Source organism: Rhizobium sp. NFACC06-2 (assembly GCF_900101425.1).
Lineage (GTDB): Bacteria > Pseudomonadota > Alphaproteobacteria > Rhizobiales > Rhizobiaceae > Agrobacterium > Agrobacterium leguminum.
The window spans coordinates 28,499-55,239 of the sequence record NZ_FMVA01000016.1; the positions used below are offsets into that span (position 1 = coordinate 28,499).

At 58.0% G+C, this 26,741-nt stretch carries 19 protein-coding genes and 2 pseudogenes; 11 read left to right on the forward strand and 10 right to left on the reverse strand.

Annotated elements, in window-relative coordinates; translation table 11 throughout:
• Window positions 1-693: 693 nt before the first annotated feature.
• The 7 genes from F3H58_RS22055 to F3H58_RS22085 all read left to right on the forward strand — a co-directional run bounded on the left by F3H58_RS22055 (window position 694) and on the right by F3H58_RS22085 (window position 8,171).
• Window positions 694-1,869: an ABC transporter substrate-binding protein gene (locus F3H58_RS22055; protein WP_149743775.1), complete on the forward strand. Its 1,176-nt coding sequence runs from the start codon at window positions 694-696 to the stop codon at window positions 1,867-1,869.
• A gap of 149 nt (window positions 1,870-2,018) precedes the next feature.
• Window positions 2,019-3,095, forward strand: a complete 1,077-nt coding sequence (locus F3H58_RS22060) for an ABC transporter ATP-binding protein (protein ID WP_188129025.1) — start codon at window positions 2,019-2,021, stop codon at window positions 3,093-3,095.
• On the forward strand, window positions 3,092-4,030 hold the full coding sequence (locus F3H58_RS22065) for an ABC transporter permease (protein WP_149743777.1): 939 nt from the start codon (window positions 3,092-3,094) through the stop codon (window positions 4,028-4,030). Before F3H58_RS22060 ends, F3H58_RS22065 begins: the two co-directional genes overlap by 4 nt.
• Window positions 4,030-4,845, forward strand: coding sequence for an ABC transporter permease (locus F3H58_RS22070; RefSeq protein ID WP_149743778.1), 816 nt, complete (start codon window positions 4,030-4,032; stop codon window positions 4,843-4,845). The genes F3H58_RS22065 and F3H58_RS22070 overlap by 1 nt, the downstream gene beginning before the upstream one ends.
• Before the next feature lie 10 nt (window positions 4,846-4,855).
• Entirely contained in the window at window positions 4,856-6,379 is a 1,524-nt protein-coding gene (locus tag F3H58_RS22075; RefSeq protein WP_149743779.1) for an amidohydrolase family protein, read from the forward strand.
• A 10-nt stretch (window positions 6,380-6,389) separates the two neighbouring features.
• The gene (locus tag F3H58_RS22080; protein WP_286169933.1) at window positions 6,390-7,730 is read left to right on the forward strand and encodes a thymidine phosphorylase; all 1,341 of its coding nucleotides are present in this window, start codon (window positions 6,390-6,392) and stop codon (window positions 7,728-7,730) included.
• An 18-nt stretch (window positions 7,731-7,748) separates the two neighbouring features.
• A complete protein-coding gene (locus tag F3H58_RS22085; protein ID WP_112207879.1) occupies window positions 7,749-8,171 on the forward strand; it encodes a VOC family protein in 423 nt (140 codons plus the stop codon).
• Between the two features lie 16 nt (window positions 8,172-8,187).
• On the opposite strand, the gene F3H58_RS22090 is transcribed toward F3H58_RS22085, so the two are convergent.
• Window positions 8,188-9,489 carry an amidohydrolase family protein gene (locus F3H58_RS22090; protein WP_149743780.1) on the reverse strand — a complete coding sequence of 434 codons (1,302 nt, stop codon included), beginning with the start codon at window positions 9,487-9,489 and terminating at the stop codon, window positions 8,188-8,190.
• Between the two features lie 242 nt (window positions 9,490-9,731).
• Here F3H58_RS22090 and F3H58_RS22095 point away from each other — a divergent pair, with 242 nt between their 5' ends.
• Window positions 9,732-10,361: a TetR family transcriptional regulator C-terminal domain-containing protein gene (locus F3H58_RS22095; RefSeq protein WP_112207885.1), complete on the forward strand. Its 630-nt coding sequence runs from the start codon at window positions 9,732-9,734 to the stop codon at window positions 10,359-10,361.
• Between the two features lie 211 nt (window positions 10,362-10,572).
• Window positions 10,573-11,589, forward strand: a pseudogene (locus F3H58_RS22100) (IS110 family RNA-guided transposase); the annotation flags it as partial.
• Window positions 11,590-11,874: 285 nt separating this feature from the next.
• Here the strand turns inward: F3H58_RS22100 and F3H58_RS22105 are convergent.
• The 9 genes and pseudogenes from F3H58_RS22105 to F3H58_RS22145 all read right to left on the reverse strand — a co-directional run.
• Window positions 11,875-12,132 (reverse strand): annotated as a pseudogene (locus tag F3H58_RS22105) (transposase); the annotation flags it as partial.
• Window positions 12,133-12,558: 426 nt separating this feature from the next.
• A complete protein-coding gene (locus tag F3H58_RS22110) occupies window positions 12,559-14,031 on the reverse strand; it encodes an amidase (protein WP_286169942.1) in 1,473 nt (490 codons plus the stop codon).
• 18 nt (window positions 14,032-14,049) lie between these two features.
• A complete protein-coding gene (locus tag F3H58_RS22115; protein ID WP_149743782.1) occupies window positions 14,050-15,183 on the reverse strand; it encodes a M20/M25/M40 family metallo-hydrolase in 1,134 nt (377 codons plus the stop codon).
• Window positions 15,184-15,203: 20 nt separating this feature from the next.
• Window positions 15,204-16,364, reverse strand: a complete 1,161-nt coding sequence (locus F3H58_RS22120) for a M20 aminoacylase family protein (protein ID WP_149743783.1) — start codon at window positions 16,362-16,364, stop codon at window positions 15,204-15,206.
• A gap of 43 nt (window positions 16,365-16,407) precedes the next feature.
• Window positions 16,408-17,907, reverse strand: a complete 1,500-nt coding sequence (locus F3H58_RS22125; protein ID WP_149743784.1) for a M81 family metallopeptidase — start codon at window positions 17,905-17,907, stop codon at window positions 16,408-16,410.
• A 2-nt stretch (window positions 17,908-17,909) separates the two neighbouring features.
• On the reverse strand, window positions 17,910-19,592 hold the full coding sequence (locus F3H58_RS22130; protein WP_286169943.1) for an ABC transporter ATP-binding protein: 1,683 nt from the start codon (window positions 19,590-19,592) through the stop codon (window positions 17,910-17,912).
• Window positions 19,589-20,479: an ABC transporter permease gene (locus tag F3H58_RS22135; RefSeq protein ID WP_149743785.1), complete on the reverse strand. Its 891-nt coding sequence runs from the start codon at window positions 20,477-20,479 to the stop codon at window positions 19,589-19,591. Before F3H58_RS22135 ends, F3H58_RS22130 begins: the two co-directional genes overlap by 4 nt.
• Window positions 20,479-21,420 (reverse strand): ABC transporter permease, encoded by a 942-nt coding sequence (locus F3H58_RS22140; protein WP_149743786.1) that lies wholly within the window; start codon window positions 21,418-21,420, stop codon window positions 20,479-20,481. The genes F3H58_RS22135 and F3H58_RS22140 overlap by 1 nt, the downstream gene beginning before the upstream one ends.
• A 92-nt stretch (window positions 21,421-21,512) precedes the next feature.
• Window positions 21,513-23,120, reverse strand: coding sequence for an ABC transporter substrate-binding protein (locus F3H58_RS22145; protein WP_149743787.1), 1,608 nt, complete (start codon window positions 23,118-23,120; stop codon window positions 21,513-21,515).
• 401 nt (window positions 23,121-23,521) lie between these two features.
• On the opposite strand from F3H58_RS22145, the gene F3H58_RS22150 reads away from it, so the two are divergent.
• Window positions 23,522-25,105 (forward strand): IclR family transcriptional regulator, encoded by a 1,584-nt coding sequence (locus F3H58_RS22150; protein WP_149743788.1) that lies wholly within the window; start codon window positions 23,522-23,524, stop codon window positions 25,103-25,105.
• Between the two features lie 513 nt (window positions 25,106-25,618).
• Complete coding sequence (locus tag F3H58_RS22155) at window positions 25,619-26,731, forward strand: CocE/NonD family hydrolase C-terminal non-catalytic domain-containing protein (protein ID WP_502706421.1); 1,113 nt, start codon at window positions 25,619-25,621, stop codon at window positions 26,729-26,731.
• The last annotated feature ends 10 nt before the right edge of the window (window positions 26,732-26,741 follow it).

A 26,741-nucleotide genomic window follows, 5' to 3' on the forward strand; every position in this document is an offset into this window, starting at 1 on the left:
TAGTTTCAAATCTACGCTCTTTAAGGGACTCGAACCCTCAACCAACGCCTCAGATTTTCTAAGCACTTGATACTGCACTCGCTTTAGAGCGATGAAGGCGGCCTGTGGCTAAGCGCTATTACGGAACCAGATTGTTATCTCCGCTGCGATCTCACCCTGTTTGACGCCGCCATCCTGCGAGGTCGGCTCCACAAAGTTCAAAGATCGTTTTTGTCGGTCGATGCCCAGCCCATTGCGAGACATCTACACCGCCTAAATCGAAGATTTTGGTTGCGGATAACGGCGCAGAAAATCCTCGCCCCATCCGAGCGCATATGGAATGACAGATCGTCAGCCTGTGCGCGGATGTATAGGAGCCCTTTGTACCAAGCGGTCCAGCCGATTACCCGATGAATAGCTCGCGCAGATAAACTCTTTCGGGACGACTGGAGGAACTACCCCTCTAGCAATAAAACGTGCCGCTCATAACCACCACCCGCATTCATTCCGTCCAAACCAATGACCTTCAAGCAAGACTCCATGTATGCGAGTCTGTCAGATTATTTTTTGACCAGATGGTCAGGTTTTGATCTGCCTCCGGCAAGTTGAATAAGTTACATCATGCAGAAACAATCAATAATTCAAACAACTAGCTGACTGGCACGAATTTTGCTGTGTTTCTTACGGTGCAAACACTGCCATCAGGGGAACGTCATGACCACCAAACCTCAGTTGCCAAAGACCACGCCATCAGAATCCAGCCAGATCACGCGCCGCACGCTTCTTGGCAGTGCTGTGGCGGGAACGGCTGCCGCCACTTTCGGGAATTTCACCATCTTCTCGCGCCACGCGCAGGCGGCCGAGCCGCTGCGCATTCTGTGCTGGCCGGGTTATGAAGAGAGGGACGTGATCGCCGAGTTCGAGGATCTCCACAAGACCAAGGTCGAGTTCAAGATCTATATCGGCGGCGAGCAGATGCTGCAGTTCTTCGCCCAGACGCCGCCCGGCACATTTGATGCGATTATCTCTGACGCCGAATATGTTCAGAAGCTGAAGGCCAACAAAGCGATCGAAGCCTACAAGACCGAAGGTTTTGCGGAACTCGCCAACTACCACCCGAAATTCCGCGATTTTGCCCCGACCAGGGGCGAAACGGCCGGCACGGTTTACGGCATCCCGACCCGCTTCTCTTTCTACGGCATTTCCTACAATACCGAAGAGATGTCTGCCGAGCAGGCCGCCGACTGGAATTCGCTGCTCGATCCGAAATATGCGGGCAAGATCGGCATGTTCGACTGGTACCTACCGAACCTCGGCAATGCCAGCCTGGCGATCAATCCGGGCAACCAGACGCCTTACGCAATCACCGACGACCAGCTGAAGCAGGTCAAGGAGTTCCTGACCAAGCTGCGGCCGCAGATCGGCATGTTCGGCTCGTCCAACCAACCGATCGCCCAGGCGATGCTGGCCGGCGACATCATTGCTTCGCCGACCGGCGACCTCGACGTCGACCTGAAGCTTGCAGGCTACGATAATTTCTCCTCGACGATCCCGAAACAGGGCGGCATCCGCTGGCAGGAAGTTGCCTGCGTCTGCTCGGCTTCGAAGAACAAGGATCTGGCGATGGAATGGGTCAAGTACATGACCTCCCCCAAGATCCAATCGAAGCTCGTTTATACCAAGGCGTTCAAGGCCCGCGGCCCGAACATGAAGATCGTCGACTACTGGGATGACGACCAGAAGAAGCTTCTGTCCTACGTTCCGGATCCGGCCAATCCGGGCAAGATGCTGGTCGAGACGCTGATCGACCGCTCCATGCCGCGCGGTCTGCCAAGCAACCAGCCGGAACAGGCGTGGATCGACGTGTTCAACGAGTTCAAGACGGCCTGAGGTCGGTGGTTCTGAACGCCCGGGGCTTAATTGAGGTCGTCATGCTCGGGACAAGCCCGAGGATGACGCCACAAGGCACCACGCCAGCCAACTACTCACAAGCGTCCCGGAGTGCCGGGGCGCTGCTCCACTCTTAAATGGGACATTCCATGACCACCACCCCCGATCTCGAACTTCTCGCCATTACCAAGAGCTTCGACACCTTCACGGCCGTCGACAGCATCAATCTGAAGGTCGGCCGGGGTGAATTCGTGGCGATCATGGGGCCTTCCGGCTGTGGCAAGACGACCCTTCTGCGCATTCTCGCAGGCCTCGAAAATGCGTCTTCCGGCCAGCTCTATATCCGTGGCAAAAACGTTTCCGATGTGCCGGTGAACCTGCGCTCCACCCGGCTTGTCTGGCAGAATTACGCGCTTTTTCCGCATCTCGACGTGGCCGGCAATATTGCCTTCGGCCTGACGTTGAAGCCTTATGACAAGGCCGTCGTCGCCGGCAAGGTGAAGGCGATGGCCGAGCTTGTCGGCCTCTCCGAGCTTATGGGCCGCAAGATCAGCCAGCTGTCCGGTGGCCAGAAGCAGCGCGTCGCGCTTGCCCGTGCACTCGTGACCGAGCCGGAAATCTTGCTGCTCGACGAGCCGCTTTCCGCGCTCGACGCACATCTCAGAATTCGAATGCAAGGCGAGCTGCGCCGTATCCAGAAGCAACTCGGCATGGCCTTCATCTATGTCACCCACAATCAGGTCGAGGCCTTTTCCATGGCCGACCGCGTGGTGGTCATGAACAAGGGCAGGATCGAGCAGATCGATGCCCCGGAAGAAATGTATGCCCGCCCCAAGACGGAATTCGTCGCCCGTTTCGTCGGCACCAACAATCTCTTTGCCGGCCGCATTCAGGAAGTCGGGCAAGGCCATGTCATCGTCCATTGCGCCCATGGTCAGGTCGTGGTCTCGACCGACGATCCGCCGCCGATCGGCGCCTCCGTCTCCGTCGTTGTCCAGGCAGACAAGCTGACGCCGGCTCCGACGGGTATTGCCGGCGAAAACCGGCTGGATGCAACGCTGCGCGGCCGCGAATATGCCGGCTCTCACAACATCTATCTTCTCGATCTCGTCGACGGGACCGAAGTGAAGATGACCGTGCAGCAGGTTCTTGCCGTCGAGATAAACCAGAAGATCACCAGCTGGTTCTCGCCGGCCAATGCCTCGCTCATCCGGGGGGCGGCATGACGACAATGGAACCCACGGGCGAAACCCCGACCGCAAAACGCATGAAAACGCCGAACGACAGCCCGCTAAAAATCTGGTTCCTGGCGCCGCTCGCCATCTGGCTGACGGTCCTCTTCCTGCTGCCGCTGATCTTCCTGCTCTGGATCGGCTTCTGGCGCGTCGAGAATTTCCAGACCATTCCGGATTTTTCGCTCGGCAATTACAGCGAAATCTTTTCGAGCTTCTTCTCGAAATCGCGTTACGGGCTGGCGCTGATCCAGTCGCTCTGGGTGGCGATCACCACCGCCTTCTTCGCGACCATCCTGTCCTACATGGTGGCGCTTTCGATTGCCTTTGCCGTGCCGGCGCGCTGGCAGCGGCTGGCGCTGCTGTTTGCCATCGCCCCGTTCTGGTCGAGCTATGTGCTGCGGCTCTATTCCTGGCAGACGATCCTGTCGCGCAACGGCGTCATCAATTCGGTCCTGAAACAGTTCGGGCTTTCCGACTACCGGATCGACGTCATCTATACCCAGATCGCCACCCGTATCGGCCTGATCCATTATCTGGCGCCGATCCTGATCGTCATTCTCTATGTCAGCATCCTCGCCATCGACAAGGTGCTGATCGAGGCGGCGCGGGAACTGGGCTGTACGCGCTGGCAGGCTTTTACACGCGTCATCCTACCGCTTTCCCGCTTCGGTCTCATGACCGCAGCAAGTTTCGCCGTCATCGTTTCGCTGGGTGACGCGCTTTCCGGAAACCTGCTCGGCGGCGGCGCCGGCACGTCGATCATCGGCAAGCTGCCGACCTATGCCTCGATGATTATGTCGGATTATTCGAGTTCCACCAACCTGCCGCGCACCTCGGCGTTGGCGACGATCCTGATCGTTGTCATGGTTCTGGCGCTCGCCGCCGGCTTCGTGGCGGCCGACCGAGCCCGGCGGAGGACAAGCTGATGACCGCAATATCCAAAAGCAATCCCTGGATATTTTTAGGGCGCCTCTGGCTCGGCATTGCCTATGCCTTCATGTTCCTGCCGCTCGTGGTTCTAGTCCTCTTCTCCTTCCAGAAGAACCGCTTTCCGGGCTTCCCGCTGCAGGGGTTTACGCTGCAATGGTATGACAAGCTGTTTTCCGACGGCACGCTGCTCAATGCGCTCGGCAACACGATGATCGTTTCGCCGGCAGCCGCAACGATCGCGACCGTCATCGCCTTTTTCGCGGCCTACGCCTTCAACCGCTTCGCTTTCCGCGGCAAGACGACCTTTCTGGCACTGGTGACGCTGCCGATCCTGATCCCACCGCTCATCCTCGGCGTCGGTTTTCTCGGGCTTCTGGCCCGCATTCACCTATCCGGCACGCTGTTTGCGGTCTTCCTCACCCATGTCGTGCTGATCACAGCACCGGCGCTTGCCATTATCCAGCTGCGGCTGGCGCAGATGCCGGCCTCTCTCGAAGAAGCGGCTTGGGATCTCGGCGCCACCGAATGGCAGGCGGTGACCAAGGTCGTGCTGCCCTTTGCGCTGCCCGGCATTTTCGGTGCCTGGCTGCTCGCCTTCACCTTCTCCTTCGACGAATTCATCATCGCCTGGTTCGTCTCCGGCTTCCAGCCGACCCTGCCGGTGGCGATCTATTCGGTTCTCGTCGCCGCCATCGATCCATCCTTGAATGCGATTGGTACGATCGTCTTCGGCATTTCCTGCCTCCTCCTCATCGGCCTCGAACTCGTCCTGCTGCCGCTTCTGGTCGGCAGGTCCAAGAATCAATCATAGAGTTTTTTTCATGCGCCTCCTGTTCCGGAACGCCACCCTTCTTTCCATGGACAAGACCCATGGGGCCACGCCCTTCACGGGCGACCTTCTCGTCGAAGGCGACCGGATTTCGGCGATTGGCACGGATCTTCCGCTGCCGCCCGAGGCACGCGTCATCGCTGCATCCGGCAAGCTCCTGATGCCCGGCCTCGTCAATGCCCACCTGCATTCGTCCGAAACCTTCTTCAAGGGCCGTTATCAGGGCACGCCGCTCGAAGTCTGGATGCTCTATTCCTATCCGATCCTGATGAACGACCCTCTTTCGGAAAGGCTGCTTTACCTGCGCAGCCTGCTGACGGCGATGGAATCCCTGAAGGCCGGCGTCACGACGCTGGTCGACGATTTCTTTGATCCGCCCGGTTTCGAAGCCGGCCGCCTGAAACTCGTCTATGACGCTTATGACCACGCCGGCATTCGCGCCAATGTTTCCCATTGCGTGATCGACAAACACGTCTTCGACACCATGCCCTATCTGCGGGAGATCATGCCGGCTGACCTGCAGGCCGAGGTCAAGGGCCCTTCCATCACTACGGCCGATTACATGGCGTATTGCCAGGACATCTTCGCGTCCCAGCACGGCCGTGCCGGGCGGCTTGGCTTCATGGTCTCGGCCTCCGCCCCGCAGCGCTGTTCTGTAGACTTGATGCAGGCCTGTGTGGCGCTGGCTCAGGAAAAGAGCGTGCCCTACCACACCCATGTTCTGGAGACGAAAACACAGGCCGTGACCGGGCCGGAATTCTACGGCAAGAGCCTGATCCGCTACATGCACGATCTCGGCCTGCTGACGCAGAACACGACGATTGCCCATTCGATCTGGGTGAGCGATGACGACATGGCGCTGATGGGGGCTGCGGGCTGTTCGGTCGCCCACAACGCCGTCTCCAACCTGAAGCTCGGTTCCGGCATCGCGCCGGTCCGTCGCCTGCTTGATGCGGGCGTGCATGTCGGTCTCGGCACGGACGGGCTTTCCAGCAACGACACTGCCCGCATCTTCGACGTGATGCGGTTCGCCGCATTGCTGCACGATATCGCAGCGCCGGATACGGGCGGCTGGATGACGGCCGTCGAAGTCCTGCGTTCGGCAACAATCGAGGGCGCGCGAACGGCCATGCTCGACGAGAGCACCGGCTCGCTCGAAATCGGCAAGCGTGCCGACCTGATCATGCTCGATATCTCCGGTTACGACTATATGCCGATGAACCGGCTCGACCACCACCTCGTCTATTGCGAGAACGGCTCGAACATCCGCATGGTCGTCGTCAACGGCGAGATCACCGTCGAGGATGGCAGGCTGCTGACAGTTAACGAGGCGGAGATTTTCGCCGAACTGCGCGCGATCCTGCCCGCCTACATGTCCGAACATGCGGAACTCGAAAAGCTCAACGCCCGCTTCGAACCCTACATGCGGGAAATGTATCGCCGCGCGACGATCCAAGACATCGGCATGAACCGCTATCAGGGCGACCTGCCGCTCTGGCGCGGTGCCAATCATTGAGGACGCTGGCATGAGCATGTTTCTTCCGGCACAGATGATCCGCGCCAAGCGCAATCGCGAGGTCCTGTCCGATGCCGATATCCGTCGCTTCGTTGAGGGCATCGGGGCTAGCGAAGTCTCCGAGGCGCAGATCGGCGCCTTCACCATGGCCTGTTTCCTGAACGGAATGACACCGCAGGAGACGGCGGCCCTGACGCTCGCCATGCGCGATTCCGGCGATGTGGTGGACTGGTCGGGAAGCGGTTTTGCCCCGGAAACGATCATCGAAAAACATTCGACCGGCGGCACGGGTGACGAGAATGTCAGCCTGATCGTCGCCCCGCTGGTGGCCGCCTGTGGAGTCGCCATGCCGATGATTTCCGCACGCGGGCTTGGCCATACCGGCGGCGAGATCGACCTGATGGAGGCGATGCCGGGTGTTGCGATCGCACCTTCGACCGAGATGTTTCGTCAGGCCGTGATTTCGGCAGGTGCCGCGATCATCGGCCCGACGCCAAAACTCGCGCCGGCGGATGCGGCGATCTATTATGTCCGCGATGTCACTGCGACGGTGGAATCGATCCCGCTGATCACCGCCTCGATCCTGTCGAAGAAACTTGCCGCCGGCGTTTCCGGCCTTGTCATGAGCGTCAATTACGGTTCCGGCGCCTTCATGCCGACCTACGCGGAGGCGGAGGCGCTGGCAAAAAGCCTGATCGCGGTTGCCCGCATCGCCGGCCTGCCCATGGTCGCCCCGATCGTCGAGATGGACGAGATCATGGGCGATGCGATCGGCAGCCGGCTGCAGCTGCGCGAGGTGATCGAATTCCTGTCGGGGGACAAGCAGGAGAGCCGCATCCGGGCGCTGGTGATGGATATTTCTGCTGAAATCCTGGTCATGGCCCGGCTCGCCGCCTCGAAGGATGAGGCAATCGCCTTGGCCGAAGCACGGCTTATGGATGGATCGGCCCTCGACCGCTTCCAGCGCATGGTCACGGCGCTCGGCGGCCCGGCAGATCTTGTCGCAAATCCCGATACCTATTTCCCGCCGGCTCCCGTCATTGCGCCTCTCCCTTCACCGGCGACCGGCTTCGTCGAAAAGGTCGATGCCTATGCGATCGGCATCGCGATGGTCGGCCTCGGTGCCGGCCGCAAGCTGGCGAGCGATCCCCTCGACCAGGATGTCGGCCTGACCGGCATGGTGCATATCGGCGATGCGGTCGCCGCAGGTGAGCCGCTCTGTTTCCTTCATTGCCGCAGCCAGGCCGATTTCGATACCGCGGCCCAAGCAATCACCGCGGCCATCACCATCGGCGACACACAACCGGACTGCCGGCCGGTCGTCACCGGCCGCCTTTCCACCCTCGATTAACAAGAGCTTGAGAAAACCATGGCATTTGCCCAAGAATACGCGATCACCGACATCTGCCTTCTCGTCAAGGACACCCAGCGCTCGATCGACTTTTATGTCGACAAGCTCGGTTTCGAGATCAACCGCCGCGCCGAGGGCTTTGTCGAGTTCAACGGCGCCGGCCTCACCCTCGCCTGCTGGGAGATCGATCACCTGAGCGACAATACCGGCGTTTCGAATGCCAAGGCGGAAGGGCCGCACAAGGCCTGTATCGCCGTGCGTGTACCTTCGCCGGAAGCGGTTGATGCCTCCTATGCGGAGCTGAAGGACAAGGGCGTGGCCTTCTACGGCGAGCCTGCCGACTATGTCTGGAATGCCCGCGGCGCCTATTTCATTGGCCCCGACGATGAGCTCTGGGAAATCTACGCCTGGAAGGATGGCGGCTCGATGGGTAATTTCTGAGCCGCCCGCCTTTTTCTCAATTGGCGCCGGCTTCGACCGGCGCGTAACGCCAGGGCTCGATGGTCGCGGGGCGACCCTGCAGCGACAGCGTCGCGGTGCGCGGCGCGGTTTCGGCGATCACCTTGCCGCGACGGATGACGGCAAGCCGGTTGGCTTTCATCCTGACGGCCTCTATCGTGTCGCGGGCCTCTAGCAGGACGAGATCGGCATTGCAGCCAACCGCGATGCCGTAACCTTCAAGTCCAAAAGTTTTTGCTGGGTTTTCGGTGATCGCCTTGAAGCAGGATTTGACCGCATCGCGGCTGGTCATATGGCCGGTATGCACCGCCATATGCGCGACTTCCAGCATGTCGGCGCTGCCAAAGGAATACCAGGGGTCCATGCAGCTGTCCTGGCCGAAGGCGACATTGACGCCGAGCGCCATCAGTTCCGGCACCCGCATCATGCCGCGCCGCTTCGGATAGGCGTCATGCCGACCCTGTAGCACGATATTGGCGAGCGGGTTCGGCACGCAATGAATCTCGGCCTCGGCGATCAGCGGCAGCAGCTTCGATGCGTAATAATTGTCCATGGAGTGCATGGAGGTCAGGTGCGACCCCGCCACCCGGCCCTTGAGACCAAGCCGCTGGGTTTCGTAAGCCAGGCTCTCGATATGCCGCGACATCGGATCGTCGGTTTCGTCACAATGCAGATCGACCATCAACCCGCGTTCGGCGGCGATTTCGCAGAGCGCCTTTACCGAAAGCCGGCCATCCTCCATCGTCCGCTCGAAATGCGGAATGCCGCCGACCACGTCGACGCCCATGTCCAGCGACCTGATCAGGTTTTTGGCAGCTGTCGGCGAACGATAAAAACCATCCTGCGGGAAGGCGACCAGCTGCAGGTCGAGATAGTCCTTCACCAGATCCTTGACCTCAAGCAGCGCCTCGACGCCGACCAGCCGGTCGTCGCAGACATCGACATGGGACCGGACGGCAAGCAGGCCCTGCGAGACGGCGAGATCGCAATAACGCAGCGCTCGCTCGATCACGGCTTCCTTGGTCAACAACGGCTTCAGCTCGCCCCAGAGCTGGATGCCTTCGAGCAGCGTGCCGGAGCGGTTGAGCCGTGGCGTGCCGAGCGAAAGCGTCGCGTCCATGTGGAAATGAATGTCGATGAAGGGCACCGTCACCAGCTTGCCGCCGGCATCGATGACGCGGCCTGCCTCGGCAGAAATCCCGGCCTCCACGGCAACGATCTTGCCGCCCGAAACGGCGATGTCGATGCCGGTCCGGTCATCGGGAAGATTGGCGTTCTTGACGAGTAGATCGAAGGTCATCAGTTGACTCCAGACATGTTGGTGGTGTCGCTCCCCAGACGAGCATCGATCGCCGGTTCTCCTGATCGAACCAGTCGTTGTTATGGCCGCAGACTAGATGTAACCTGACTAGGTCGTCAATTTTTTAGATCGCTCCGGCTTGAGGAAATACAACTCCGCGCGCCTACCTCGCAAACGGCAGTTCGATTATACCCCTGCGAAATAAGGACACGTGGCAGATGCCGCGTCGGAAAGGACGGAACATGGCCCGGACAGCGGAAAAACTCGACGAGAAGATCCGTGCCCGCAACATCAGGATCATCCTCGATGTCGCCATCGACGTGTTCTCACGCAAGGGTTTCGACGGCACCCGGATTGCCGAGATTGCCGAATTGGCAAAACTCCCCAAAGCAAACATCTATTATTATTTTTCCTCCAAGGAGGAAATTTACTCGACCATTATCGCAAACCTTATCTCAGGATGGGACGATGCCCTGTCGAATTTGCGTACCGATCGGGATCCCGCAGATGCCCTACGCGACTACGTCTGCGCCAAGCTTGAATATACCCGCAAAAACCCGCGGGAATCACGGCTTTTTGCCAGCGAAATCATACAGGGTGCCCGCTTCCTGAGTGAGAAGGATCGTGCACACATGCGTGCTGCCACCGACAAATATGTGGCAGTTCTTGACCGTTGGATGCAGGAAGGGAGGATGGCAAAAGTTGATGCCCGGCATTTCTTCATCATGCTCTGGGGCGCAACACAGTTCTACAGCGATTTCGAACCGCTCGCCTGCGACGCGCTTCACAGCAGGAGTATCTCCAAGCGGGACTACGACACGGCGGCGGAGACCATCATGAATTCCATCGTTCGCGGCGTCATTCCTTCATAGGATACGCGCTGACCGGCGCCACTCGTGCCCTTCGGCCAGAGCGATTTCAAAACGAATGCTTCGGTTGGGGTGAAAACTTGGGGGGCCGCCTTACCCATCCCCTACCCTGTAAAACAGGCATGATGCACTTGGGGAAGATTCTCCAAAAGCTAATGGGATGGTCCGCCCTGTCTCTCGAGAGCATAGTGGAGATGGGCAAAGGAGGGCCCTGATTATGAATCGTAACCAACCGCAGGAGTGCGCCGTCTTTGGAATAGATATTGGAAAGAACCTCTTCCATGTCGTGGGCCTTGATTGCTCAGGCGCGATCATTCAGCGCGTCAAATTCCGACGTGAGACTTTGTTGCAGTTTTTCGAACTGGCGCACCGGACGCTTGTTGGAATGGAAGCCTGCCCGGGATCGTAATGGCTCGCGCGCAAACTGCAGACGATGGGCCACTCCGTCCGCATTATCCCTGCACAATTCGTCAAGCCCTATGTGAAGTCGAACAAGAATGACATCATCGATGCCGCGGCAATCGCCGAGGCTGCAACGCGGCCGACAATGCGTTTTGTTGGTGTCAAGCAAGCGGATCAGGTTGACCTACAAATGCTGCACCGGGTTCGTAGCCGACTGGTATCGGCCCGGACGAACCTGATTTGCCAAATGCGCGCCTATTGCCTCGAGCATGGCATCGCGATGCGGCAGGGAGCTGGCGTATTCAAGGTCGACATTTGCCGGGTTATGGATGACCTCGACAATGATCTGACGCCTATGGCGCGATCTGTTCTACGAGATCTGCATGATGATTTCCGCCGGCTCGAAGCCCGGATCAGACAGGTCTCCGACGACATTGAGAAGATCGCCGATACCGACGAACGCGCAAGACGCCTTATGACAATTCCGGGGATCGGGCCGCTTAGCGCAACCGCCATTCTTTCCGCGATCGGTGATCCGACACGCTTTTCCAAAGCCCGGGATATTGCGGCCTGGCTGGGCCTGGTGACTCGACAATATTCCACTGGAGGGAAGCAGAACCTCCTGGGCATCAGCAAACGCGGCAACAATTATCTTCGTCGCTTGATCATTCATGGAGCACGGTCATGCATGCTGCATCTCGATCGCGGCAAAGATCGTCTTGGCGTCTGGATCGATACCTTGCGACTGAGAATGCACGTTAACAAGGTGACCGTAGCTTTGGCTGCCAAGCTGGCCCGTATCGTTTGGGTTGTCCTGACAAAGCCGGGGCCACGTACATGCGTCAGGTCGCAGCTTGACCCAAGCGCCTTTCTGGCCGTTGAGGCCGGACAGATTGCGAGGTTCGAGGGTGATGACGAGACAGTTGATCGACATTCTGTAAATCCTGGTCGAAAGCGGGCTTCGTGCCCGAAGAAGCTATTTGGAAACAGAATGTGCGGATCTCATCAGGGCCTGGCTGCAACAGCAGTCCACTCGCGAGAGGCCGGATACATTTACGCAAACTGCTATCGCCGGAACCTAGAATCCTTGCAATGACAGGGCGGACCATACATTTCGCCGAATGACATCCTGCAACATCTCACGGTCCAGCGTCAGGTCCGCGACGATCTTCTTCAACCGCGCATTCTCGTCCTCGAACTGCTCTAGCTTCTTCATCTCCGGCGGTAGCATGCCCGCGTATTTTTTCTTCCAGTTGAAATAGGTCGCCTGGCTGATCCCTGCCTTCCGGCAGATCTCCGCCACCGACACTCCTTCATCACCCTGCTTCAGAATGAATGCCTTCTGTGCGTCCGAAAACTGCGATGCTTTCATCGTCTTCCGTTCCTTTCCCAGCCAGGAAAATGCTCCGGAAAACTCTAACCAAAAACGGTCCAGTTTGAAGGGTTCAGATCAAAACCGCTGGAGCGAACTCAAAACTGGATAAAACTTGGGGGCAACGTCACAAGATATATGCATTCGGGGTTGGCGCTTTTGGCCTATGAAGGAGGCCGTTGACCTACAGCCAGGTTGTATGCTCATCGGACACGCGCTTCATCCGCACGAAGGTGCGCTCCCCGCTTTGCTCCTGTGGGTTTTGGAATTTGTTTTTTATGACGGGGATTTAGCGTTAGATCGCAGTACGGTGGCGTACTGTATCGTAGTTTTGGGCAACTGCCGGATAGCATGTCGTGCTGTAGAGTGGTTGCGGGGGCCTACAACCAACGATCCCTGCGATTGGTTGAACGGCCAATCCCAAGGTTAACGGCTTAGGCTCTCGACGTGATCCAGTTCGAAGAGCTTTTCGGCCGCCACGGCCGCCACGGCCGCCAGTGGAATGCCTGCTGCGTGCTCGTAAGCCAATGAAAATTGTAGAAGCTCCCGATCACCGCGCGGTTTGCCGACGATCTGAATACCGTTGGGCAAGCCATTGGAACCAAAACCGGCAGGCATGGCCGCCACCGGCAACCCGGCCATGCTCGGCCCGATGACCACCTCCATCCACCGGTGATAGGTGTCCATCTTGCGACCAGCGATCTCATCCGGCCATTTTTTGGTCACGTCGAAGGGGAAGACCTGCGCGGATGGCATGACGAGATAGTCATATCGCTCGAACAGCCTGCAGACGAACTTGTACCAGTCGCTGCGAATGACGGACGCTTCGAAGATTTCTCCGGCCGTTTGCGAAAGGCCACGTTCGATTTCCCATATGGCCTGGACATTGATGAGGTTGCGTTTTTCAGGAATGTCGTAAAGCGGGCGCAAACCATTGGCGACATTGAAGGTGCGCAGCGCAATCCATGATTTCCATAGCGCATCCATGTCGAACTCGGGAACGATCTCGTCGACCTCGCAGCCCATTGCGGCGAAAACATCCAGAGCCTTGCGATCGACCTCCAGAACACCTTGCTCGAATGGCAAATAACCGCCGAAATCCCCGAACCATGCAATTTTGGTACCCGCGTGACCGGCCTTCGGCAGAAGATCCAACGCTTCGTCCGCCAGCGATTGGGGATCCCGCATGTCATACCCGGCCTGCGTCGCCAGAAGCAACGCTGCATCCTGCACATTGCGGGCCATCGGCCCCGCAGCACCCAGCTGTCGTAAGAATATCTCGTTGCTCTTGCCGGACGGTACCCGCCCGAAGCTGGGACGAAAACCGACGATGTTGTTAAAAGCGGCCGGGTTTCTGAGCGAACCCATCATGTCGCTGCCATCGGCAACCGGCAAAAGGCGGGCAGCAACGGCAACCGCTGCCCCACCGCTGGAGCCGCCCGCACTGCGGCTGTTGTCGAAAGGATTACGTGTGGCACCGAACACGGAATTGGTGGTGTGCGAACCGAGCCCCATTTCCGGCGTGTTGGTCTTTCCGATGATGATAGCACCAGCGGCACGAATGCGCTCGACGTGGATATCATCGGTCTGGCCCATGAAGTTTTCGAAGAGTTTGGAACCCCATGTGCACGGAAGGCCCTTTGCTTCTGAGAGATCCTTGATGGCGATCGGGAAACCATGCATCCATCCACGCGAATGGCCATCCGCCAGCTCGCGGTCACAGGTGCGGGCGTCATCGAGAATAGTTCCCCGGTCGCGCAGGCTGATGATGGCGTTCAGCGATGGGTTCAACCGGTCGATGCGATCGAGATAGGCTTCCATTACCGCAACGCAGGAGATGCTGCACGCATGGATAGAACGCGACAATTCAGCCGCTGTCAGCCTGGTGATGTCTTGCAATTGAATTCTCCCCGCGGGTCAGTTGAGCGTCGCGAAAAGACCCGCCAGCAGGCGCCCACGGTCTATCAGACTGTCGATTTCGATATATTCTTCCAGTGTGTGGTAACCGTTACCCCGGACGCCGAGCCCACACAAAGTTGCGATGCCGAGTGCGCCGGTGAAGTTGCCATCCGAACCTCCCCCGGAACTTCCGTGCGGCAGATTTTTGCCGAGTTGCCCGGCCAGTTCAAGCGCCAGCTTGTACAGGGCCATAGTCTCCGGTTGATCAGGTTTCCAGACGGGACGAGTCATACCACGCGTGACGTTAAACTCGACACCAGTTTCGGCACCGGACAAAGCCAGCATGCGACTGATGCCCGCTTCGAGATCTTCATCGGTCTTGGCCATGCTTAGTGCTTGGCCGGTGCAGAGCGACGAGACGCAATTGACCCATTGCCCACCATGGATGACACCGACGGAGAAGGTGCAATCCTCACTGCTCATCGCATCGATCTCCAGCAGTTTGCGCGCCATTTCGCGGATGGCAGAGCGACCCTTTTTGGGATCGACACCGGCATGCGAAGGTTTACCACGTGCTTCCAGATTGTAGCGGGCGATGGCGTAACGACCGGTCACGACGCCGTTGTCTTCCCGCCCCGGCTCTGGCACGAGGACGTATTTGTTGCGCAAGGCGTCGGTCTCGATCAGCTTGCGGGTGGAGGGCGTGCCGATCTCCTCGTCCGGCGTCAGCAGGAACGTGACCGGCAACGGAGTCTGCATTCCTTGCCGGATCAGCTGACGCATGGCTTCCAGCGCGATGTAGTTTCCGCCCTTCATGTCCAGAATTCCGGGGCCATAACACCGATTGCCTTCCATCCTGAACGGCAGGGCAGACAGCGTGCCGACCGGATGCACGGTATCGAGATGGCCGGCCACAAGAATGCCCGGCTCTCCCTGTCTGGAATGCGGGAAGCGGGCGCGCAGGGAACCGCCGAGCCCGAGACGCCCGGGAATACGCTCGATTGTTGCCCCGGCGGCGGCGAAATCATGCGCCGCCAGATCCATCATGCGATCGACGGCAACGGCATCATAGGTAGGGCTTTCGCACTCGATCCACGGGCGCAAGCCCTCGAGCATGACGTCTGCCTCGAAAGGCAGTTGCGTGAAGTTCATGATGCGGCTCCCTTCAAAAATCAGGCCGCCAGACGGCGCTCGACGATGCGGGCAAGCAGGCTGGCGCCAACTGGTAGAATGCCGTCATCCAGCACGAAACCGGGATTGTGCACAGGCACATTGCCGGAGTGTCCCACTGTGCAATAAACGCCTGGAACCTTGTGCAGCATATCGGCAAAATCCTCGCTGCCCATGATTGGTTCGCTCTTGGTATATACCATAGCATCACCGACGATATCGCGGGCGGCCTCGGCAAAACCTTCGACCAGATCTTCGGTATTGAACAACACGTCGAAGACGTTCCGGATATCGACTTCGATTTCAACCTCGAAGGACGCAGCAAGCCCGGCAGCGATCGACCGCATGCGTTGGCGGATCATTTCGTTTACCTCGCGGTCTAGAAACCTCACAGTACCGGAAACCGTCGCCTCTTGCGGAATGACATTATAGGCACTGCCGGAATGGATCTGCGTGACCGACAGGACTGCGCTTTTCAACGGGCTGACATTTCGGCTGACGACAGACTGTAGAGCTTGAACCAGAGCTGTCGCGACAATGATCGGATCCTTGGAGACCTCCGGCATTGCGCCATGGCTGCCACGTCCGTTGATACGGAAATCGAAGAAATCGGCGCCAGCCATGCTGGTGCCCGGTTTGATGCCGATGCGATATGGCTCGTCATAGGGAGAGTTGTGCAGGCCATAGATTTCATCACATGGAAAACGGTCGAACAGGCCATCGGCGAGCATGGCGCGTGCACCGCCGCAGCCCTCTTCGCCCGGCTGGAAGATAAAAATGGCCGTTCCGGCAAAGTCACGCGTTTCCGCCAGATAACGCGCAGCGCCCAGCAGCATTGTGGTGTGGCCATCATGACCGCAACCATGGAACCTGTTGGGGATTTTCGAGGCGTAACCGAGATTAGTATGTTCTTCCATCGGCAAGGCATCCATATCAGCGCGTAAACCAATAGTCTTGCCTTCACCGCGACTGCCCTTGAGGACGCCGACGACGCCTGTCTTGCCAATACCGCGATGCACCTCGATGCCATAGCCCGCCAGCTTTTCAGCGACGATGCCAGAGGTGCGGACCTCTTCAAAACCGATTTCCGGATATTCGTGAATATCGCGACGGATAGCGGTCAGTTCTTCCTTGAAAGCTGCGATCTTCTCTATGACGGGCATGGGTACATCCTTGCAGTATGATGGAATGACTGTGTTGAGACCTTCAGACGAAGGCGGGGCCGTTGGGCGAGAGGCGGATGCCTTTTTTCAGATGTTGCCAATGCAGCGTGGCGGGATCGACAGCCATCGGACCCGGGGCAGCGCAGACCAGAATGGTTTCTGCGATGGGTGCGAAATCGGCGCGGAAATGCACAGAGCTTTTATTGACGAGAATAGCCTCCTCCTTCGGTTCGATACCGAGATATCGGAAGAGGCCCTGGTCGGCCATTTGCACTTTATGCGAGGCAACCGCTACCCGCACGCCGCCAATGCGCAGGCAGGCCGACGGGCCAAGGTCCATTTCGCTGTGGCCGTAATAGGGGCCATGCACCTCGAACCGGCCGTTCGAGAGAGCCTCGACCGTGAACTCTTCAACGAATGGGCTATCGCCTTCGATGTGGGAATGGCCACCGAGCGCTAGATGGATGGTGCTACCGACACCGGAGGCATGTGCCGCAAGCGCGGCCACCGGATCGTACATCAGCCCGAGTGCGGCGTTCTGCGCGTCATTGGCGACAAGTGCACGCAACATGCCGGTGGTGTCGGAGTTGCCGCCCGCACCCGGATTGTCCTGCGTATCGGCTATGACCACGGGCTTTTGCGCAGATCTGGCAATGCGCATGGCCTCTTTCACGCCCTCGTCGGGTGTGTAGACCTTGCCGGCGAATGCACTTTCGCTGGCATTGACCAGCGCTGCGAGATCATCCACGGCGGCATCAGCTGCCGCCTGTGTCAGGCCGTAACCGAGAACGGTAGCGCCGCATTCGTCAAAATCCGCGGCTGGAAAACCCGGCATGAAGGACAATGAACTGACATCCAGCGTTTCCAGAGCGCCCAGCCGAGCATATATCGAATGGCACGGTTCCATTTCCGTGCATTGCCATGAAATCGGGATAAGGTACGGAATAGTGCGAAACGCCTTGAAGAGCATGTCACCGTCCATCAGGCGTTGAAGCTGGCGCGCTGCCCGGTAACCAGTCTTCGTCATATCGACATGCGGATAGGTGCGGTATGCGACCATGACATCGGCTTTTTCCATCATCAGCCGTGTTGTATTGCCGTGCAGATCAAGGCTGACGGAGATGGGAACATCATCGCCGACGGCTGCGCGCAGCCTTGCCAGAAGCTCACCCTCGCCATCATTCACATGCTCGCAGACCATGGCTCCGTGCAGGTCGAGATAAATCCCATCCAGCGGCCCCGCCTTGACGATGCCGTCGATGATTTCGGTGGCAATCCGCTCATAAGCATCCCGTGTGACATGCGCGGATGGTACGGCACCGGCCCAGATGACGGGCAGAACCTGCCAGTCTGCTTCACCGGCGAACTCCAGCGCACCGGCAACACCGAGATTGGCGCCCCTGGAGCGTGCGATGATCTCTTCACCACGGCTCATGGCCATATGGCCGCCGCCTTTGACGAAATCCTCGTAAAAAGCCTTGGCAGGTGCGAAGGTGTTGGTCTCGTGCATGAAACCGGCAATGGCGACACGGCGGTTGCTCATTGTCATGCCTCTCCTGCTGTTGCGGTAGCCATGTCCAGCGGACGAAAGTTGGCGAAGTCCCAATGTCTGCCGGGAGCGGCATCGATAAGCTGGCGCGTATAGGCATCGGTCGGCTTGGTCAGCACGTCGTAACCGGTGGAGTATTCGACGATCTTGCCACGCTGCATGACGATGACGTCGTCGCAGATCTGTGCGGCGACACGCAGATCATGGGTGATGAAGAGAATGGCGATACCGAGCTTTTCCTGAAGTTCCGCCAGAAGATCCAGCACCTGTGCCTGCACCGAGACATCCAGCGCCGAGACAGCTTCATCCGCCACCAGAACCTTTGGTTTCATGGCGATGGCACGGGCGATGGCAATGCGTTGGCGCTGCCCACCCGAAAACTGGTGCGGGTAACGGCTGATTGCATCTTCCGGCAGGCCGACAAGGCCCAGCAGTTCCTTGGCTTCCTCCCAGGCGACCGCACGCGATTTTCCGTAATTGACCGGTCCCTCGACAATGCTCTCGCCCACTGTCACACGCGGATTGAGTGACCGATAGGGATCCTGAAAGATCATCTGGATGTGCTGGCGATAAGGGCGCAATGCACGGCGGGAAAAATCGGCGATCTCGCTGCCGGAGACACGGATGCTTCCCGATGTCGGGTCAATCAGCCGCATGATGCAACGAGCGACGGTCGATTTTCCAGACCCGCTTTCACCGACGATGCCGAGGGTCCGACCGCGCTTCAAAGTGAAAGACACCATGTCAGCCGCCCTGGTCCCGTCGATCTTTTTTCCAAACAGGCTGCGCTTTGTATAAACCTTGTCGAGTTCGGAAACAGAAAGGACAATTTCCTGACTGATCACCGGACGCGGGTCGCGCGGCACCAGGCTTGGAACGGCCATTAGCAAACTCCGCGTATAATCTTTTTCCGGGCTGCGTAGAATCTTGTCGATCGGCGCGTGCTCAACCACCTTGCCATGGTGCATGACATAAACCGTATCGGCGATCTCGGCGACGACACCCATGTCGTGAGTGATGAACAGCACCGCGGTTCCCTGCTTCTCTTGTAACTCGTCGATCAGCTTCAAGATTTGCTTCTGGGTCGTCACATCAAGCGCTGTCGTGGGCTCGTCAGCGATCAGCAACCTGGGTTTGAGGATCAGCGCCATGGCAATCATGATGCGCTGTCGCTGGCCGCCGGAGAGCTGGTGGGGATAGGAATCGAAGATGCGCTGGACATCCGGTAGATGCACATGCTCCATCATGGCCAGAACCTGTTCACGCTGTTCACGATGGCCAAGGCTCGTATGTTCCTGAAGCACTTCGCATATCTGTTGCCCGACAGACAGAACAGGGTTCAGCGCCGTCATCGGCTCCTGAAAAATCATGGCGATCTGGCTTGAACGCAGGGAACGCATGCGTGCACCGTCTGCCTTCAGCAAGTCTTCGCCTTCAAACATGATCTGGCCACCCTTCGGTTCTAGCGACTGGCGTGGCAAAAGTCCCATTGTTGCCAGCGATGTCACGGATTTTCCCGAACCGCTTTCGCCCACAAGGCAGACGGTCTCGCCCGCCCGAATGGTAAGCGATATGCCGTCCAGCACTGGCTTGTTCGTATCATCATCAGTCAGGCCAACAACGAGATCACGAATGAACAGTATCTCGGCCGCGCCGTCTTTCATGGCTGTCGCACTCATTTGGCGGCCTCCCTTTTTTTCATGCGAGGATCGAGCAGGTCACGCGCCGTATCGCCCAGCAGGTTGATTGAGAGGATGCAAAGTGACAGCAGCAGCCCAGGCCAAAAGATCAAAGTCGGGTTGATCTGGAAGTAAGCGCGACCCTCGGCCATGATGTTGCCCCACGTCGGAATTTCGGTCGAAACACCGGCACCAAGGAAGGAAAGGATCGCTTCCGTCAAAATTGCCGAGGCACAGACATAGGTACCCTGCACGATAAGTGGTGCCAGTGTGTTGGGCATGAGGTGTCGCCAGAGGATTTTCGTCAGGCTGGAGCCGACGGCGATCGCCGCCTCGACATAGGGTTCCTCACGCGCCGAAAGAACCACCGAACGCACCAGCCGCACGATACGCGGGATTTCCGGAATGGTGATGGCGAACATCACGGTCCAGATGCTGGCACCCGTCAGCGAAACTACAGCGATGGCAAGCAGCAGGCTGGGAATGGCCATCAGCGCATCCATGATACGCATGACGATGGCATCGAGCACCCGGAAGAAACCGGACATCAGCCCGATCGCGAGACCAATACCGACAGAGATAATGGCAGCACCGACGCCTATCAGCAACGAGATGCGCGCGCCATACAACACACGCGACAGCAGATCGCGACCATACGCATCGGTCCCGAGTGGATAGATGTCACTTGCGGGTTTCAACCGAGCTGAGGGTGTCATCGTTATGGGATCGTGCGGGGCAAGCAGCGGTGCGAAAATCGCCAAGAGAACGGTCATGACGAGTACGATGCAGGCAATGACAGGAATGACGCCGATACGCGAGTTCGACTTTTCCGAGGTTTTCGTGAACGGCAGGCGAAGCGCTGCGCCGAAAGGACGTGAAGCAGCCATCAGTACCGGATCCTTGGGTCAAAGAAGGAATAGGAAAGGTCGATCAACAAGTTCAGCAGAACGTAGATACCGCTGGTCAGCAGGATCATTCCCTGAATGACCGGGTAATCCCGCGCCAGAATGGCATCGACCGTGAGCCGACCGATACCTGGAATGTTGAAGACACTCTCGGTCACAACGACACCTGAGATCAGCAAAGCAAAGCCAGTGCCGATGATGGTCAGGACAGGCACGGCTGCATTGCGCAAGGCATGGCGGAACAGCACGATGTTCTCGCGCAATCCTTTGGCCCTGGCTGTGCGGATATAGTCCTCACCCAGCACGTCAAGCATCGATGCGCGGGTCATACGGGCAATCAACGCTATATAAATTGACGACAAGGTAAGGGATGGCAGCACGGCGCGCTCCAGAAACGGCCCTATGCCTCTGGTGATGCTGCGGAAGCCTTGCACCGGAAACCATTTCAGGTCGATGGCGAAAAACTGAATGAGGATGTAACCGATAACGAAAACCGGCACTGAAAAGCCGATGACCGACAAGGACATGACAGCGTAGTCGATCCACGTTCCATGGCGCCAGGCCGCGAGCACACCAAGGGGCACAGCGATGACGATAGACAGGGTGATCGTCATGAGAGCAAGGCTAATGGTTGGTTCAATATGCTTGGCGATCATTCCCGTAACGGGAGTGTTCGATATCAGCGAAGTACCGAGATCACCTTGGATTAGCAGCATGATCCAGGAAAAAAATTGTACAAGAAGTGGCTTGTCGAGGCCCAGTGATGTTCTGATCTTTTCGAGTTGTTCCGGTGTTGCCATGTCGCCAGCGATAATCGCGGCGGGGTCGCCCGGGGTCAGTCTCAGCAGCAGGAAAACGAAGACGGCAACCGTCACCATCACGGGGATGGCCGACAGCACACGTCGTAAGGTGTAGGCCAGCATTTGGCGCTCCTCGTATGTCCGGTCTGTATTGCCTACCCGGCGGCAAACGTCGCCGGGCGGAATTGCATTTGCTCAGTTTCAATCCTGCGGGACTATTCCTGCTTTTCGATGTTCCAGAACACGGGAACCGGAGCTTCGAGCAAGCCGGATAACTCGTTACGCCATACGGATGGAAGCTTGTACTGACCGAGAGGAATGTAGTTGACGGTTTCCATGGCGTGCGCCTGGATTTCACCGGCAACCTTTTTCTGTTCTTCCGGTGTCGTTGCCTTCACATATGAGGCCCGCAACTCTTCAAGCTTGGCATCTTCTGGCCAGCCAAAGAAGCCCTTGGTCCCACGGCCGTTGAGCATCGGATTGTTCAGCGGCGTCATGATTTCCGGCACGATCCAGTTGGTAAAAAACATGTCCCAGCCGCCTTCCGAGGTCGGCTTTTGTGACGCACGGCGTGTCACCACCGTCTGCCAGTCCATGGCCTGCAGATCGACGGTGAATCCTGCAGCACGCAGGGCGGCCGCGGCGACGACTGGCTGAGCCTTGACGGTGACGACATCCGTAGGCTGCAGAATGACAACCGGTGTGCCGTCATAGCCTGCCTCTTTCAGCAGCGCCTTTGCACCTTCCACGTCGCCTTTGCCAATCAGTGTTTCGGCACCGGTTTCGCTTGCCAGCGGCGTATCGCAGCCCATCATTGCGCCGCAAACTGTGTAATAGTCCGGGTTACCGATCAGAGCATCCAGAACATCCTTCTGGTTCATGGCCATCATGGCCGCCTTGCGGATCTTGGGATTGTCGAAGGGTGCATGCAGGAAGTTCATGCGCCCCATCGTCTGGGAGCCGAGTTTGGCAAGCAGTTTGACCGTCAGCTCGTCATTGCCTTCAACAAGCGGCAAAAGATCGACTGACGGGGCTTCAACATAGTCCACTTCGCCTGACTGAATAGCGTTCATCGCCGTTTGTGCATCGGGCATGGAGACCCATTCCACCCGATCAACCTTGACGACCTTGCCACCCGACAACCAATCCGGCGGCTCGGAGCGCGGCACATATTCCTCGAACTTGTCGTAAACAGACTTCACGCCCGGCTGATATTCAGCTTCGACGAATTTGAACGGGCCTGAACCGATATGCTCCGTAATGGCCGTATCTGCCGGTGTTTCTGCGATGCGCTTCGGCATCATGAATGGCACAACGGACGAGGGCTTTGCCAATACGTCAAGCACGAAGGGAAACGGTTCCTTCAGGGTCAGCGTAATGGTCTTGTCGTCCGTAGCGACCAGGCTCGCCGTCTTGTCAAACATGACCTGGCCTGAGGTATCACGCGCACCCCAGCGCTTCAGGGAAGCAACACAATCCTCTGCGGTGACGGGCGCGCCATCGTGCCACTTCAAACCGTCACGCAGGGTAAATGTGTAGGTAAGGCGGTCCTCAGAAATGACGTATTCTGCCATCTGTGGCCTGGGCGTGAAGGTCGAGTCAAGTGATAGAAGTGTATCGTAAACCATATAGCCATGATTGCGGACGATATGCGCAGTGGTGATGATAGGATCGAGAATACGAAGACCGGAATGAGGTACGGCAACCATCGTCTGGGCTTGCGCTTGGGTCGCAATTCCACTGACACAGGCAGATAGCACGAGCGCAACCGCCGTGACATGTCGTTTGATACTGCCGTTTCTGTTGGATTTAAGAGCATACATTCTTGTTAGTTCCCCTTTATTCGAAGTCTGAAAACGAGGCGCAAGAAACCGGAGCCAGGACGCGCGCGCCAGAACCTAAGTGATTTCTTCCAGAATGGTTTTGCTGATTACCGCGATAAATCGCGACCAGCCTAAAGTCAGCATTCGAGAGACACCGAAGTGCCTGCCAATATCAATGCTGCCAACAGAAATCTCATCACACATGCAAGGCATGCGTCCGGATAACGTTATGATTGTATACTGTAAATGCAGATCGTGCGAATTTACGGCTGCGCCATTCCTGTCGTTTGAAGCATGCGTTCCCCTTTGTAATTTTACCGCGATGCGATTGCTCTTATTGTCTAACGATTATATGGTGTATCAAAAGGTTGTCAACGCCGCATGAGAAATGAAAGAGCAGAATGAGTGGACATGGAAGCGACCATCGCAAAGGTCAGATCGTAGCTCTGGAAAAGGCTCTGTCCGTTCTCGAACTCTTCGGCCCCGAAAGGCCAGAACTCCGGATCACAGATATAGCGCGGATGGCCGAGATGAACCGCTCAAGCGCCCAGCGCATCGTTCATACGCTGGTGGAAACCGGGCTACTACTCAGGGATGAGCACAGCTCGACACTGACCCTTTCCCACCGCGTTGCCGATCTTGCTCACACCTATCTTACCTCCAACAATCTCATCGAATTCGTGATGCCGTCTCTGGTAGACTTGAATGCTTCGACAGGTTTGAGCTGCGATCTTTGGCTTCTGGATAAAGATGATGTTATCACGCTGGCTCGCGTCCCCTCTCCCGTAGCCTCGTTGACCATCGCGCCCACCGGCCAGCGCCTACCCCTGGCAGCGTCAGCGCCCGGCCGCGCCTTGCTGGGACTGATGTCGGATATACAGAGAAACTCCTGTCTTCAGCGTCTTGTTCAAAACAACCGTCTCGCGCCCGCGTCGGCTACAACGATAGAAAAGGGCGTTGAGCAGGAGCTCGCCCAAGGTTTTGCCTTCGATGCGGCTGAGACCAAAGTAGGCCAGACCATGTTGGCAGTCGCCTTCCGCAATGCCTCTGGCGATCCCCTGGCCGCGATTTCTCTTGCTGGCCCCTCATCGAATCCTAGCGAGTTGAAGGCGCTTGGCCAGCAACTGTCGCGCGCCGCTCACCACTTGTCGGAACTTCGGATCTCCAACGGGACGCGGCCTTTGTTTCTCGAACAGAAGGCTGATCCGCATCTGCTGCCCATTCCGGCTGACACTGACCCGCTTTTCGTCAACTCGGTCGGCAAGGGCATCCATTTGCTGCGGCTTTTCAGACCATCGACTCCAGAGTTCACCCTCACAGAGCTTCACCGACTGGCAGGGTTTCCGATACCAACCGTCCAACGTTTGACAGAGACGCTGATTTCGACGGGATATCTGTTGAAAGATGATCGTCGCCGGACATTCGAGTTGTCCGTGCGGGCGCTGGACTTGCTTTTCAAGTTCCAGATGAGCAACCCGCTGCTCAAAGTTCTTTGGCCAAGGCTGATCCGTTTGCGGGAGGAATGCGGATTACGATGCTCCTTCTGCATTCTCGACGGCACGGAGATCGTGCATCTGCTGCATGTGCAGAGCCGCCCTCACCCCTCGTTCAGAACTGCTTACGCAGGCAGGCGTCTGCCTTCACTCAGTTCATCGGGCGGACGGGCGATCCTATCCTACCTCACAGACCATGAAATCGAGGCGATCCTTGGCAACAGCGTCATCGAAATGGCAACGCCGCACACCATCGCTAACAAGGAACTGATCCGCCAGGAAATCAAGGATGCCCGCCAACGCGGTTACGCTTTCACCGACCGGCAATCAATCCGCGAAGAGGTCAATGTCGCTGCCGCGATCCTCGACGCCAACCGACGGCCGCTCGGTGCCATCGTGGTGTCTGCGCCTGTCAAGAACTGGTCGATCGAGAGGCTGGACAGGGTAGTCGCGCCGCTGTTGCTGTCACATGCACGATCAGGTGGTTTTTAGCGAAATTTCGCTTTTTTTTGCCGATTCAATACAGGGTGCGCTGAAATGTTGATGGAAAAACCTCCCCTCCGAAAGGCGCCAACAGAAATACCCTATCACCGGCATGGCCGCCGGTGAAACGCCGCTCGTGCCCCCGTAACTGGCGTGGTAGCGTGTGTCCGGTTATCCTGTAGGCCGCTATGCCCTCATCACGCAACTGTACAACAAGCGCGATCCCACGCGCCGTCATCAAGGCGTGGGCGATATGGAGTTGAGGGAATAGATCCAGGCCTTGATACGATAGCGCGGAACTACGGGAGCATTATTCGTGATGCGGATCCACCCCGCCGATCAGGGGAAGCTCTGGCTGGTGGCACGTTTCAATCCAGCACCTCTGCCATAGAGCCGTGTGGGACCGGTGACCGGCATCGTTCTCCGCAAGGGGCTCGTCCGCGAAGCCGTGACATCTTCGCCGCGCTTTCACAGCCAGACATCAAGCGCACTTCGGCCAATCGAGACGGCTCTCTCGGCGTCATGGACGAGCCGATGCTGCGCGCCTTCGTCAGCGACACGATCGAGCCGACAGGCACGCGCACGACGACGCAGGGCCGGTGGGTCGGCGAAGCGGCCTGGCCTTCACCTGAAATCTCGACCCGATCACTCTATCTTGGTGGAGCCCGGGAGCTGGGTGACGCGGTGAGTGATCCTGCGATCCTTGCTATCCGTTCACCCCAGAGCCATGGCAAGGCGGGCGGGGAATGGATGGCGACCGGGTGCCCGGGCGAACATCCGACCGATCAGCGGCTCGACAATGGTGGCGCGCTGGTTTTTGAAACCGCTTTGCTAGACGAAGATTTCGACGTACGCGGTGCACCTGTTGCGCGTCTGCGTATTGCGGCAGATTGCCCCGTCGCCCAGATATCGCTGCGCCTCAACGATGTGCTTCCCGACGCTCGCATAACACGCGTTAGCTACCAGGTTTTCAACCTCACCCACCGCGACAGTCACGAAAATCCGGAGGCCTTGGAACCCGGCAAGTTTTACGATGTCACGATCAAGCTCAATGATTGTGGGTACCGCTTCACCAAAGGCCACAAACTGCAACTCGCCATCGCCACCGCATATTGGCCGATGGTGTGGACATCGCCTTACGATGCAACGATCAGCATTTCGGTTGCGGAAAGCGCGCTCGACCTGCCAGTTCGTGCTGTAGGCGACGGCAAGCAGGTTCGCTTCGAGCCGCCCGCCCATGGCCCATTGACACCTATGACGCAGATCGACCCCGGCACGGTTCGTCGCTGGACGGAACAGGACCACGAAACCGGTGTCAACACCTATATCACGGAAGGTGTGGGTGGCTTGTTCGGCGAGGGCGTGCTGCGCTTTGACGAGATCAATACCGAACTCAGCCACAGTCTGCGCCGTGAACTGAGCATTCGCGACGACGATCCCCTCTCCGCTCGCTACGTGCTCACCCAGACATACGAAATGAGCCGGGACGGGTGGCGGATCAAGATCGAGAGCCGGACTGAAATGCGCTCCGATGAAGGGTCTTTCTACTTAATCGGAGAACTCTTGGCTTTCGAGAATGGTAGAATCGTCAAGACGCGACAATGGGACGAGCGCTACGAACGCGATCTTATCTGACACTTCGGAT